Origin of the sequence: Streptomyces sp. NBC_00669 (genome assembly GCF_036226785.1) — a bacterium.
In the GTDB taxonomy this organism is placed as follows: domain Bacteria; phylum Actinomycetota; class Actinomycetes; order Streptomycetales; family Streptomycetaceae; genus Actinacidiphila.
In genome coordinates this window covers 4,866,654-4,879,350 of the sequence record NZ_CP109018.1, presented here as the reverse complement: position 1 = coordinate 4,879,350, position 12,697 = coordinate 4,866,654, and the positions used below count along the sequence as shown (strand labels likewise).

Here is a 12,697-nt window from a genome sequence, read left to right as displayed (position 1 = left end):
ACAGCAGCGCACGTCCGCACACGGACCACGCACGACCACGCACGACGCATGAAGGACAGTCCATGAACGGAAAGACCCTCGGGATCGGCATCATCGGTTCCGGCTTCATCGCCCACTTCCACGTACGGTCCTGGCAGGCGATCCGCGGTTCCGACATCGTCGCGACCCAGTCCCGCGACCTGGAAAGGGCCCGCGAACTCGCCTCCTACGCGGAGGAGTTGCGCGTCGGCGAGGACGTCACGCCGTACGACGACATCGCCGCCCTGGTGCGGGACGAGCGGGTCGACGCGGTGTGGGTGCTCACCCCCAACCACACCCGGGTCCAGGTGGTCAGGGCGATCTGCGACGAGGTCGTCGCCGGGCGGGCGTCGCTGCGCGGCATCGCCGTGGAGAAGCCGCTCGGCCGCAACCTCGCCGAGGCCCGGCAGGTCGCCGCGCTGGTGCACGAAGCGGGCATCCCGCACGCCTACCTGGAGAACCAGGTCTACTCGCCGCGGCTGACCCGCACCCGCGACCTGATGTGGGCGCGCGGCGCCGAACGCTCCGGGACCCCGTACCTGGCCCGCTGCACCGAGGAGCACTCGGGCCCGCACTCCGCGTGGTTCTGGGACAGCGAGGCCCAGGGCGGCGGCGTCCTCAACGACCTGATGTGCCACTCCCTGGAGGCCGGCCGCTTCCTGCTGACCCCGCCGGGCAAGAACCCCTCGGACTGGCTGCGGCCGGTGTCGGTGACCGCCACCGTCGCCTCGCTGCGGTGGGGCCGTGAACGGTACGCGGCACAACTGGAGCAGACCCACCCGGGGGTGCAGGACTACCGGACCACCCCGTCCGAGGACTACGCCAACGCGACGTTCACCTTCGTCAACGGCGACGGCGAGCCGGTCATCGTGGAGGCCATGACGTCCTGGGGATACGTCGGGGCGGGCATGCGGCTGTCGTTCGAGCTGCTCGGCCCTGAGTACTCGATGAACGCCAACTCGCTGAGCGGCGACGCGAACGTGTTCTTCTCGCGCGCGCTCGAACAGGCCGCGGGCGAGGACATGCTGGAGAAGCAGAACGCCGAGCAGGGCCTGATGCCGGTGATCGCCGACGAGCCCGCCGCGTACGGCTACACCGCGGAGAACACGCACATCACCCGCGCGTTCGCCGACGGGCGCACGCCGCTGGAGTCGCTGGACAGCGGGGTCGCGGTGACCGAGCTGCTGATGGCCGCCTACTACGCGGCGGAGACCCAGACCGTGGTGCGCTTCCCCGTCGACCTGAGCGACTACGTGCCCGCGATCGCGCGGCGCGCCTGGCACCCGCGCGCGGAGCAGGGTGCGCGCGAGGAGCAGGGGGCGCAGGCATGACCGCCGGCCCGACCGGACCCACCGCTTCGAACGGCCCGGTGTACGGCCGTACTTACGACGAAGGGCGGTTGGCCGAGGTCGACGCGCTGCGGGAGACCGTGGCCACGCTGCCCGCCCGGCTCGCCGGCGGCGTCTGGCGGCCCGAGTGGCGGCGCGTGCTGTTCGCCGGGATCGGGGCGAGTGCCGCCGCGCTGGCGTCGCCGCTGTACGCGCTGCGCGCGGCCGGGGTGGACGCCTGGCGCACGGACTGCTCGGACTACCCGGTGGCGGCGGGCCGGCCGGACGTGGTCGTCGCTCTGTCCCAGAGCGGGCGCAGCAGGGAGACCGCGGACCTGGTGACCCGGTTCCGCCGGGCGGGGGTGCCCACGCTGGCCGTGACGAACGCCGACGACAGCCCGCTGCGGGAGGCCGCCGGCGCCGCCCTGACGCTCGGCGCGCAGCCGGACAGCCGGGTCTCGACCGTCGGTTTCGTCGTCACGTACGCGGCGGTCGCGATGCTCGCCGAGGTCGCGGCGAGTGGCACGGCGAGCGGTGCGGCGAGCGGCTCGGTGGACGGTGCGGTGGACGGCCGCTGGCGCGAACTCCCCGACCTGATCGAGGAGTCGGTGGCGCGCAACGCGGAGGTGCTCGGCGAGTTCGCGGCAGGACCGCTCGCCCGCGGCTCGGCCGACATCGTCGCGGCGGCGCCGCAGCTCACCACGGCCGAGGCCGTCGCGCTGCTGCTGCGCGAGGGGCCGCTCGTGCCGTCGGCGGCGTACGGCACCCGGGCGTACCTGCACGGGCCGATGGACTGCGCGAGCGAGCACACCAGCCATGTGGTGGTGGGCGGCGCGCGGGAGCTGGCCCTCGCCCGCCAGTTGACGCAGAAGCCCACCGGTGTGCTGGCGGTGACGGACGGCTCGGCGCCCGTCCCGGCGGGCGTGCGGCCGGTGACGGTCCCGGCCCATCTGACCGCGCCGCAGCGGGCGTTGGTGGAGGTGTGCGTCCTCCAGGAGCTGGTCGCGGCCACGGCGGCGGTGCGCGGCAACCCGGTGGACGAGGTGGCGTTCGCCCGGGAGGACACGAAGATCGCGGCGCTCGCGGAACTGTAGGCCGCCGCGCGCGAAGGGCCCCGGGAGTCCGGCGGATTCCTGGGGTCCTTCGACGTGCCGGGCGGGTGGGCCCCGGTGGGTCACGGCAGGGGGCGGGCCCTGCCGAGACCGAGGGCGAGCATGGTGAACGGGCCGAGGGCGCCCGGGAGATCGTCAAGTGGCTTACGGGCGGCGGCTACCGGAGACGGCGAGGGGGTGCCGCCGGCGTCGGCGGACTCGTAGGCGTGCGCCATGACGTCCTCCTCGACGGGAGCCGCGCCGGGCGCGCCGTCCGCGCCGTCTCCCGTGTCGCCCGCGTCGCCCGCGTCGCCCGCGTCGCCCGCGTCACCGGAGGAGGGTTCCGGGTCCGGGGCCGCGACGGTGCCGATCTTGCGAACGGCCGCCCGCAGCCGCGGACTTGCCGCCAGCACGATCAGCGGCACCACCATCGGCGCCGCGAGCACCACGGACGCCGTCAACGGCCCCTGGCCGGCGATGAGGAAGCCGGTGAGGCCGGGCCCGGCCCACGCGATGCTGATGGCGAGCAGGGTGACCGCGCCGCCGACCCGGCCCTGCAGATGCGTCGGGGCCTCCACGCTGATCGTCAGGCCCACCAGGGAGCCGACCGACGGCAGCGAGAACACCACGAGGCCGACGGCCACCGCGCTGGTCAACTCGTCGCCGGTGGACGCGCACGGCATCATCAGCAGCCACGCGACCGACGCCGCGGCGACGATCGTGGTCGGCTTCAGCCGCTTCAGTATCCACCCCGCGCACAGGCCGCCGGCGATGCCGCCGACACCCGCCGCGGTCAGCACCAGCCCGGCCGAGACGGGGTGCGCGCCGTCGTGCGAGACGCCGAACGCGGCCAGCAGCTCGATGGAGCGGCCGAGCAGGTTGACGTACGCGGCGAAGACGACGAGCACCACCAGACCGCTGCGGCGGAACACCCAGCCGAAGCCCAGCGTCAGCTCGGTGGCTGTGCTGCGCAGCGGACTCACCGCCGCGACGCCCGCGCCCGTGCCCTTGCCCGTCCCCGTGCCCGTGGCCGCAGAGGCTTTGGGGCGCGGGATGTGCCGGTAGGCGACGCGCGTCACCAGCACCAGCGACAGCAGATACGAGCAGCCGTCCGCGACGAACGCCATCGGCGCCCCGACCGCGAGCAGCAGACCGCCGAGCGGCGGCCCGACCGCGATGGCGATGTTGCTGCGCACGATGTTCCGGGTGATCGCCTCCCGGCGCCGCTCCAACGGCACCGCCTGGCGCAGCACCCCGGACTCGGCCGGGCCGAACACCGAGGAGAACAGCGCGATCGTCGCCGCCGAACCGACCGCCACGATGGTGGTGAGGTTCCCGGTGGCGAGCGCGCACGCGAGCAGCAGCGCGACGGCCGCCCGTCCCGCGTCGCACAGCAGCATCAGCGCCTTGCGGTTGTACGTGTCCGCGATCAGCCCGCTGGGCAGCTTCGCCAGGAGCTGGGCGATGCCGACGACGGTGGCGACCAGCGCCGCGTCCACGGCGGAGCGGGTCGCCGCCAGGACCGCCAGCGGCAGCGCGAGGGACGTCATCTCGCTGGCCACGTCGGACAGCGCCTGGCTGACCCAGATCAGGGTGAAACTGCGGTTGATCACGTCATGCCCCCGGGGCGTGAGCCGGATCGTCCATGCGTCGGACAGCGGGTCGGGATACGGGGCGGAATACGGGTCGGGATACGAGGCGGGCGCCGGAACGGGCGACGATCGCGCGCCGGGTCACGCGCCGGAGCGGCGCTTGGCGACGTACAGGCCCTTGGTGTGCGCTTCCTCGTCCACGCTGTCGGAGAGCGAGCCGTCGCGCTCCAGGCCGTGGGCGGCCACCAGGTCGAGCCCGCCGGCATCCAGGGCGGCGGCGAACTCCGCGCGGCTGTGGTGCCGTTGGAGGTGCTCGACGCGCTCCCGGCGCCAGGTGTCCGGCTGCCCGGGGATGCTGCGGAAGGCGTTCATGACCATGCGGAACCGCTTCGGGTCGCCCTCCCGGGTCAGGAAGCGCCCGCTCATGGTGGCGTACAGGCCGTCGTACTCGTAGACGTGCGTGGACGTCATCAGCGTGTAGCCGCGGCTGGTGTTGGCGTCGAAGACGAGCACGCCGCCGGGCCGCAGCACGCTGCCGATGCTCGCCAGCGCGTCGGTCAAGTGGGCCTTGTCGGCGAGGTAGTTGGCGATGTCGCTCATGCACAGCACCACGTCGTAGCTGCCGCTCGCGGTGAACGGCAGCCGCAGGTCGTGGACATGGAACTCGATGCCGCGGTCCGCGTACTTGTCGCGGGCGACGCCGATCATCCCCGCGCTGATGTCCACGCCCACCGGGTCGAAGCCGCGCTCGGCGAAGGCGACGGTGCTGCGGCCGGTGCCGCAACCGGCGTCCAGCAGTCTGTTCCCCGGCGGGTCCGCGCGTTTGATCAGCGTCTCCAGGATGTTCCCGAAGACGGTGTAGTCGTCGCCCTGGGACAGCAGGTCGTAGAACGGGGCGGTGGCGTCGTAGGCGACGGCGGCGTGGTCGGTGGGGATGGTGGCGGTCACGTGCGCTCCTCGGTCCGGCGGGACGGGGCGGGCTCGGGCGGGGCTGGGGTGGGCTCAAGGGCTTGTGGGCCGGGTGCGTTGGCGCCCCGTCAGGCGAGGCTGCGGCGTGGTCAGCGGGCGGCCTCCTCGATCTCCTGGGCCGCGGCCGTGGCGCTCTTGGCCTGGGCCAGCGCGGTCCCGAGCGTGCGGGCCGCGGTACGCAGCCGCGCGTCGCCGACCGCGCGGCTCACCGCGTCACCGGGCGCCGGGTGCACGGGCAGTTCCGCCGCGACCCCGGCGCGCAGGCACGCGGCGCCGAGCAACCGCTGCTCACCGCCGTTCGGCCGCAGCAGCAACGGCCGTGCGTGCAGCAGCGCGCCGAGCACCGGAGCGCTGGTCCCGTTGCTGACCACGGCCTCGGCCCGCGCCAGCAGATCGCCCATCCGCGGCCGGCGGACCGTGACGACATCGGACCCGGGCGCGGGCGCACGCGTGCTGGTGCGGGCCAGCTCCACGACGGCCTGGTGGCCGGTGCCGGTGAAGGCGGCGTCGATCCAGCGCCACAGGCTCTCGCCGCCGAACGTGCGCCCCAAGTGGACGTAGACCAGCGGCTTTCCGACCCGGTCCAGGCGCTCCGCGAGGGTGTCGTCAGCGGGGTGCGGCGAGGCGCCGGCGGAGGGCGGGTCGTCGTCGGGGGACGGCTCCCACCACAGCGGGCCGACGTGCCGTACGCCCCGCGGCAGCACCGCTCCCGGCAGTTCGAGGCCGGGGTGCCCGCGCAGCAGGAACGCCCGGCCGAGCAACTGCCTTGCGGGATCGGCGGGTTGCGGTGTGCGCAGGCCCAACCGGTCGCGCAGCGCCTGGTGGTGCTTGAGGGTCTCGGCCAGCCGCCAACGCCGGTCCTCCGCATCCGAGCCGGCGTCGAAGCCCCCGTCCGAGCCGGCGTCCGGGTCCGCGTACGAGCCGGCCGCGTCCCCACTGACCGCCGGGCCCGCGTACGGCCACAGGTGGCAGGTCAGGCCGAGCACGACCACCGGCAGGTCCAGGACCTCGGCGGCCAGCAGCGCACCGGGACACAGCACGGAGGTCACCACGACATCGGGCCGCAGCGCCCGCGCCGCGTCCCGCACCACCCGGTACTGGGACTCGCCGTCCCGGAACCAGCGGCTCACGTCGAAGGCGTACGGCTCCCGCTCCGTCGCCGCGGGCAGGACCGCGATCCCGGCGGCGGCGGCCGCTCGTCCCGCCGCGCCCGCGGCGAACAGCGTGACGTCGTGCCCGCGACGGTGCAGCTCCAGGGCCGCCGCCGTCGCCGGGTGCAGGAAGCCGCCGCTGCTCAGCGGGCACAGCAGGACCTTCACGAGCCGGTCACCGCCAGGGACCCGGGCCCGGACCGTGCGCCGACTCCGTTCGCGGCCGGGGACGTTGTCGGTGCGGCGGTTGCCTCCGCCGCGGCGGCTCGGCGCCTGTGGTCACGCAGCAGTTCCAGCAGGCCGACCGTCAACGCGTCGTCGAACGCCCGCGACTGCGCGGCCGTCGTGGCGCTGACCGCGAACTCGCCGCAGCTCACCCACCGGTCGGCCGGGTACTCCCGGTAGCCGTCGTCCACGCTGCCGACTTCGTATCCCGGCTTGCCGATCGTCTCCCAGCAGCTGTACAGCGTGCCGTCGGCGTTGATCACCGCGCCGGTGCCGCCGTCGCGTTCGCCGCAGAAGCCGCAGGCGCTGCCGCCCGGCCAGCCCACGGTGAACCCGAGCTCCAGGGCGTCCGCGTAGGCGCGCAGCAGCACCTCGACGTCGTCCGCCGAGCGCTTCATCACCGGGTCGAACATGCCCTCGTAGTTGAGCACCGGGGCGATGTCGAAGGTGCAGCGCGCCGGGTCGATCCGGCCGGCGAGGTCGGCGACGAGGCCGCCGAGCAACGGCAGCCCCTCGGCGGTGGTGTTGAGGCGCAGCGACAGCCGCAGGCCGGTGGCCTCCTGCACGGCGGCGCAGTTGTCCAGCACCTTGTCGAAGGTGCCGCGTCCGGACCGGGTGAAGCGGGTGCTGTCGTGCAGCTCGCGCGGCCCGTCCAGGGTGATCTGCGCCGAACGCAGCCCGGCCTCCTCCAGCCGGCGCGCGGTCCGGGGCGTCAGCAGGACGCCGTTGCTGACCATGGAGGCGGTCAGCGGGGCCAACCGGGAGAGCCGGGTGAGCAGTTCGGTGCAGCCCCAGCGGTTGAGCAGCGGCTCGCCGCCGAAGAGGAGCACGAACAGCCGGTCGAGTCCGGTGGCGCGCAGGCGGGGTTCGGTGAAGGCCACGATCTTGTCGATCATCGGGCCGTCGAGCACCTCGCGCGGGATGCGCGGCGGGTCGAAGCGGCCGGGCCGGGCGGCCTCGGTGTTCTGGAAGCAGTACGGGCAACCGAGGTTGCAAGCGGTCGAGGTGACCACGGTGAGGCTGTAGCGGGCGGCCGGCTTGGGCTGCTCGACGCCGAACCGCTCCAACTCGGCCTGTCCTTCGGCGGTCAGCCGCCCGCCGTCGTGGAACCGCTTCGGCATGAGCACGGTGGAGCCGGGACCGAGGTACCAGACACCGGACTTTCCTTCGAGGACTCTCATCGTTCGCCGTGGGCTTCCTGTCGAGGGGCGTGACGGGCGGGGCTGACGGGCGGGACGAAGGTCCCGGACGAGGGGCCGAGGAGCCGGACGAGGGGGCCGACGTGAGGGGTCCCGGACCGGGCGCGCGGCCTCGCGGCGACGCGCCGGTCCGGGCCCTCCGGGACCGGTGCCGTCAACGGCGGTGCGTCAACGGCGGTGCGGGCGCGCCGGCGCCCGCTCCCCTGTGGCTCAGGCGTTTTCCTTGTCGTACACGCCACAGATGACGCCGTCCGACGGCAGCTGCTCGGCGGAGTGGCCCTCGACGTCGTTGCCCAAGAGCGCGGGCGCGGCGTCCTTGTCGTACACGCCGCAGATGACCTCGACGCCCTCGAATTTCTCGGCCCCACCAGACATGGATTCCTCCAGGGAAGTAAAGGTGTTTTCGGGGTGCTGAGCGCCCCCGATTTCCGAGATTACGGCAGCCCCACCAGGGTGTCAATAAGTCGATTCCCCTTGTGCTTCGCCGCATTTTCCGACCTCACGCCGTAAAAAGGCAAGAGGAATTCCGACTCCGAACAGCGCACCGTGAAAGGTGACGTGTATTTCCCGAGGAAACGGCAAAAGGGCAGGCCAGAGCCATCCAAGAGCCCAATTCCCGCGTACTCCGCGAGTGACAATCCGCTTTCTTCGGAGCTATTCCGCGGCTTCTTCCGATTCGCCGGAATCGTCGGCGCCGGCGTCCGCGGAATGCGCTTCGACCTCCATCAGAACGGGGTCGACATAGAGCGGGCACAGTGCGGACGACATACCGTCGAACCGCTCCCAATCATCCTGCATGAATTCCTCCTCGTAGCTGTGGGGTGCGTGGAGGTGCGTGTGCCGAACAGGGTTCCTACGGTGCCCGGCCGGTTTCCGGGTCCGGGGTCGAGCCGGGGGTCGGGTCCGGGGTCGAGCCGGTTTCCGGGTCCGGGGTCGGGTCCGGAGTCGGGCCAGGGGGCGGACCGGCCGCCGGGTCCAGGAGGTCGGCGAGCGCGGCGAGCAGCGCGTGGCCGGCGTCGGCACGCCGGCCGGTGGCTCCGGCGAGGGCGGACCTGATCCGGTCGAGGGGTTCGGCGGTGGGCCGGGACACCGTGGCCCGGCCGGCATCCGTACCGGCCCCCGTGGCCGAACCGACGTCCCCGGTAAGCCCCGTACGGGCCGTGCGCCGGTGGCTCAGCAGCAGCGCCAGCGCGGCCGTGCTCTGGTGGGCGAGTTCGGAGAGCAGGTCCATGGCGTCCAGGTCGCCGACGCCGTCGGTCTTCGGGTCGAGCACTTCGAGCACCCCGATGATCTCGCCCGCGTGCTCCATCGGGACGGCCATCAGGACGTCGGGCACCAGGCCCGTGCTGAGCGCGAAGTCGCGGTCGAACCGGTCGTCGTCGGCGACGCCTCGTACGATCACGGTCTCGCCCGTGGCCGCCACCCAGCCCGCGATGCCCTGCCCCGCGGGGATCGCCGTGCCCACCAGCCGGTCCTCGCCCACGCCCGAGGACGCCTCGAAGACCAGCAGGCCCTGGTCCTCGTCGCGCAGGAAGACCGAGGCCGCGGCGGCGGAGAAGGACAGCCGGGCCAGCCGTACCGTCGACCGCAGGATCTCGTCGTACGACGGCGACTGTGCTGGGTGCTGCGGACCGCTCATCCCTGGCTCCTCCTCAGGTTCCCCGCGGTGGCGGTCAGGACGTGGCGCAACTCGGGGGTGCGGAAGCGCGGATGGCGCTCCAGGATGCGCGCGCACAGGCCCGTCACGTGCGGGGCGGCGAAGCTGTTGCCCGACACCACCCGCTTGCCGCCGCCCGGCCAGGGCGCCTCGACGGCCACGCCCCGCGCGAACAGGTCGACCGGCGGGTCCGGGTTGGCCTCCACGTACTCCGGGTCCGGCTCGGCGTGCGCGCCCACGGACAGCACCGAGGGGAAGCGCCACGGATAGCTGTCCACCGGGCTGTTGTGCGCGGCCGACACCAGGGTCACGCCCGCGAAGTACGCCGCGTCCGCCAGGTCGTGCAGCCGCTCCTTGTGCTCCTCGCGGCGCGTGGACAGGCTGACGTTGACGACGGCGAACCGCCGTTCCACCGCCCATTCCAGCGCCCGCACCAGCGCCTCGCCGCTGCCCCGCAGACCCGACCCGAGGATGCGGACGCTGGTCAGCTCGCACTCCGGCGCCAGCGAACGGATGATGCCGGCGCAGGCCGTACCGTGGCCGGCCAGGTCACCCGCGGTGTCCGGGACCACGTCCCAACGCGCCCCCGGCGCGGGCGTGTCGGGCTCGGCCACGTACGACTCGGCGCTGCCGCCGATCGCCGGATGCGAGCTGTCCACGCCGCTGTCGATCACGCACACCCGCACCCCGCGCCCGGTCGCGCCGCCCCAGGCCCAGCCGCGCTCCACGGGCTGCGCCGCGGCCACCCGGCCCGCGTCCAGCGCGCCGCCCACCGAGGCGTGCGCGAAGCGAATCCGCTGCCGGGCCACCACCCGCGCGGGGGCCGATAACTCCGCGGGCGACGCGTCGGCCGCCCCTTCGCGCACCCCCTCGCGCGCCCCTTCACGCACCGCTTCAGGCACTCCGGCCGGCGGCTTGCCCGGGGTCGTCCCATGCGGCGGCCCGCCCGCTTCACCAGGCTCGGAAGCCATGGGTCGCCCCTTCCACAGCGCCTCGACGGTGCTCCTGCGTGTCCTGTGTGTGCCGTGTGCTGTGTGTGCGTCGTGCGGGTGGTGCGGGTCCTGCGGGTCGTGCGGGTCGTGCGCGTCCCGGAGGCCCCAGTCTTCGCGGCCGCGGTTCGGCGGTGGCTGGTATCCGGTTCACATCCGGTTAACCCGCAGCTCCGCGCCTCGCCCGCGGGGACGGCGGCCGGGCGGGTGGACGGGAAACGGCGGGCCGGTGACGCTTTGGCGATCGGGGCAACGAAGGGACGGCCGGGCGGTCGTACACCCGTGAGCAACTTTTTCCCGGCCACCGAGCAGAGGCGCCGAGCGCGCGAGACCCGGAGCGAGACCCGAAGCGAGACCCGGAGCGGCTCCGGAAACGGCTCCCCCAGCGGCAGCCCACCCGCGCGGAAGGCCCTGCGCGGGGACATCCAGGGGCTGCGGGCCGTCGCCGTCGTGCTCGTGGTGCTCTCGCACGCCGGAGTGCGGCACGTCGCGGGCGGATACGTCGGCGTGGACGTCTTCTTCGTGGTGTCGGGCTTCGTGATCACCTCGGCGCTGCTGCGCGAGCTGTCCTCGACCGGCGGCCTGTCCATACCCGCGTTCTACGGGCGCCGGATGACGCGGCTGCTGCCCGCCTCCTCGCTCGTGGTGGTCGCCACCCTCGCCGGGAGCTGGCTCTACCTGTACAAGGCCCGGTTCGGGCAGTACGTCGCGGACGCGCTGAGCAGTTCGCTGTACGCGGTGAACATCCGGATGGCGGCGACCGGCACGGACTACCTGGCGCAGAACAGCCCGCCCTCGCCGTTCCAGCACTTCTGGTCGCTGGCCGTGGAGGAGCAGTTCTACCTGGTGTGGCCGCTCCTGCTGCTGGCCGGCTGGAGGCTGGCCCGCCGGTTCGCGCTGCCGCCGGCCGTGCTGGCGCTGCCCCTGGGGGCGCTCTGCCTGGTGTCGCTGTGGTGGAGCGTGACGACCACCGCGGACTCGCCGTCGTGGGCGTACTTCGGCCCGCAGACGCGGGGTTGGGAGCTCGGCGCGGGCGCGCTGGTGGCGCTGGCGGCCGGCCGGCTGGAGCGGCTGCCGTGGTGGGTGGCCGCGCCGGCGACGTGGGCGGGGCTGGCGGGCATCGGCTACGCGGCCCTCCGGTTCGACGACGCGACCGTCTTCCCCGGCAGCCGCGCCCTGTTGCCGGTGCTGGCCGCCGTCGCGGTGGTCGGCGGCGGGTGCGCGGCGGGACGGGCCGGCGCGGGGGCGCTGCTGGGGCTGCGCCCGGCGACGTGGCTGGGCGGCCTCTCGTACGGCTGGTACCTGTGGCACTGGCCGCTGCTGGTGATCGGCCCCGCCGCGCTGCACCGGCCCGGGTCCGTCCGCCTGGCGCTGGCGCTGTCCGCGGTCGCGCTGCCGCTGGCCTGGGTGACGATGCGGCTGGTGGAGAACCCGGTGCGCTTCCACCGGGCACTGCGCGCCCGCCCCCGCCGGTCGCTGGCGGTCGGGCTCGGGATCACCGCGGGCACCGTGGCGGTGTCGCTGGTGGCGCAGCTCTTCCCGCCGGCGATCGCCACCCGCGGGCACGCGCCCTCGCTCGCCGGCACGCTGGCGGCGGCGCCCGACCCCGAGGCGAGCCTGGCGCGGCTGCTGGCCGCGCCGAACGACGCGCTGCCGAGCAACCTCACGCCGCGGCTGGAGCAGGTCACCTCGGTCCGGTCGCCCGTCTACCAGGACGACTGCCATGTCGGGTACGACGCGACCGACTCGCCGGAGTGCGCGTACGGGGACCTCGACTCGACGAAGGTGGTCGTGCTGTTCGGCGACTCGCACGCGGCGCAGTGGTTCGAGCCGATGGACCGGCTGGCGCGCGCGAACCACTGGAAGCTGGTGTCGCTGACCAAGGCGTCCTGCAAGGTGGCCGACGTGCCGGTCAAGCGGGGCAGCGGGACGTACACCTCCTGCGACACCTGGCGCGCCCACGCGCTGGCCAGGATCGCGGAGTCGCACCCCTGGCTGGTGGTCACCTCGTCCTCCGACTCGGCCACGCCCGCCGCCCGCGCGAAGGACCCGCTGCGGCAGTGGACCGACGGGTACGCCCGTACCTTCCGGACGCTGCGCGCCACCGGGGCCCGCGTGGTGGCCCTGCTGGACACGCCCTGGCCGAAGGGCGACCCGGTGGACTGCGCGGCGGCCTACCCGCTGGACCTTCGGCGGTGCGCGAACACCGTGGCGGGCTCGGCGAAGCAGCCGGTGGTCGCGGCCGCGGCCCGGGCGGCGGCCGGCGCCCAGGACGTCGGCGTCATCGACCCGCGCCCCTGGCTGTGCCCGAGCGCCGGCGCCTGCCCGGTCGTCGCCGCCGACACGTTCGTCTACCGCGACGACAGCCACATGGCCGAGGGCTACTCCCAGGCGCTGACCCCCGCGCTCGGGCGCCGCCTGTCGTCCCTGCTCGCCACGCCGCTGCGCACCGGCCCGTGAACGCGCGGACCCGGGAGC

Annotated in this window: 11 protein-coding genes; 3 read left to right on the top strand and 8 right to left on the bottom strand. The window is 74.1% G+C overall.

All coding sequences use genetic code 11. The features are described 5' to 3' along the window. Positions 1 to 62: 62 nt before the first annotated feature. Entirely contained in the window at positions 63 to 1,349 is a 1,287-nt protein-coding gene (locus OG896_RS20355; RefSeq protein WP_329367405.1) for a Gfo/Idh/MocA family protein, read from the top strand. Further along, entirely contained in the window at positions 1,346 to 2,440 is a 1,095-nt protein-coding gene (locus OG896_RS20350; RefSeq protein WP_329367403.1) for an SIS domain-containing protein, read from the top strand. Before OG896_RS20355 ends, OG896_RS20350 begins: the two co-directional genes overlap by 4 nt. Positions 2,441 to 2,520: 80 nt before the next feature. Here the strand turns inward: OG896_RS20350 and OG896_RS20345 are convergent, their stop codons facing one another. The 8 genes from OG896_RS20345 to OG896_RS20310 all read right to left on the bottom strand — a co-directional run bounded on the left by OG896_RS20345 (position 2,521) and on the right by OG896_RS20310 (position 10,201). After that, positions 2,521 to 4,050 (bottom strand): MFS transporter, encoded by a 1,530-nt coding sequence (locus OG896_RS20345; protein WP_329367401.1) that lies wholly within the window; start codon positions 4,048 to 4,050, stop codon positions 2,521 to 2,523. 120 nt (positions 4,051 to 4,170) lie between these two features. Then, positions 4,171 to 4,977 carry a class I SAM-dependent methyltransferase gene (locus OG896_RS20340; protein ID WP_329367399.1) on the bottom strand — a complete coding sequence of 269 codons (807 nt, stop codon included), beginning with the start codon at positions 4,975 to 4,977 and terminating at the stop codon, positions 4,171 to 4,173. A 110-nt stretch (positions 4,978 to 5,087) separates the two neighbouring features. After that, positions 5,088 to 6,317 carry a glycosyltransferase gene (locus OG896_RS20335; RefSeq protein ID WP_329367397.1) on the bottom strand — a complete coding sequence of 410 codons (1,230 nt, stop codon included), beginning with the start codon at positions 6,315 to 6,317 and terminating at the stop codon, positions 5,088 to 5,090. Continuing rightward, on the bottom strand, positions 6,314 to 7,555 hold the full coding sequence (locus OG896_RS20330; RefSeq protein WP_329367395.1) for a radical SAM protein: 1,242 nt from the start codon (positions 7,553 to 7,555) through the stop codon (positions 6,314 to 6,316). Before OG896_RS20330 ends, OG896_RS20335 begins: the two co-directional genes overlap by 4 nt. A 228-nt stretch (positions 7,556 to 7,783) precedes the next feature. Next, positions 7,784 to 7,948, bottom strand: a complete 165-nt coding sequence (locus OG896_RS20325; RefSeq protein WP_328466179.1) for a hypothetical protein — start codon at positions 7,946 to 7,948, stop codon at positions 7,784 to 7,786. A 279-nt stretch (positions 7,949 to 8,227) separates the two neighbouring features. Continuing rightward, on the bottom strand, positions 8,228 to 8,371 hold the full coding sequence (locus OG896_RS20320) for a hypothetical protein (RefSeq protein WP_329367393.1): 144 nt from the start codon (positions 8,369 to 8,371) through the stop codon (positions 8,228 to 8,230). Positions 8,372 to 8,426: 55 nt separating this feature from the next. Beyond that, entirely contained in the window at positions 8,427 to 9,212 is a 786-nt protein-coding gene (locus OG896_RS20315) for a GAF domain-containing protein (RefSeq protein ID WP_329367391.1), read from the bottom strand. Further along, positions 9,209 to 10,201 carry a S8 family peptidase gene (locus tag OG896_RS20310; protein WP_329367389.1) on the bottom strand — a complete coding sequence of 331 codons (993 nt, stop codon included), beginning with the start codon at positions 10,199 to 10,201 and terminating at the stop codon, positions 9,209 to 9,211. The genes OG896_RS20315 and OG896_RS20310 overlap by 4 nt, the downstream gene beginning before the upstream one ends. A gap of 300 nt (positions 10,202 to 10,501) precedes the next feature. Here OG896_RS20310 and OG896_RS20305 point away from each other — a divergent pair, with 300 nt between their 5' ends. Beyond that, on the top strand, positions 10,502 to 12,679 hold the full coding sequence (locus tag OG896_RS20305) for an acyltransferase family protein (RefSeq protein ID WP_329367387.1): 2,178 nt from the start codon (positions 10,502 to 10,504) through the stop codon (positions 12,677 to 12,679). The last annotated feature ends 18 nt before the right edge of the window (positions 12,680 to 12,697 follow it).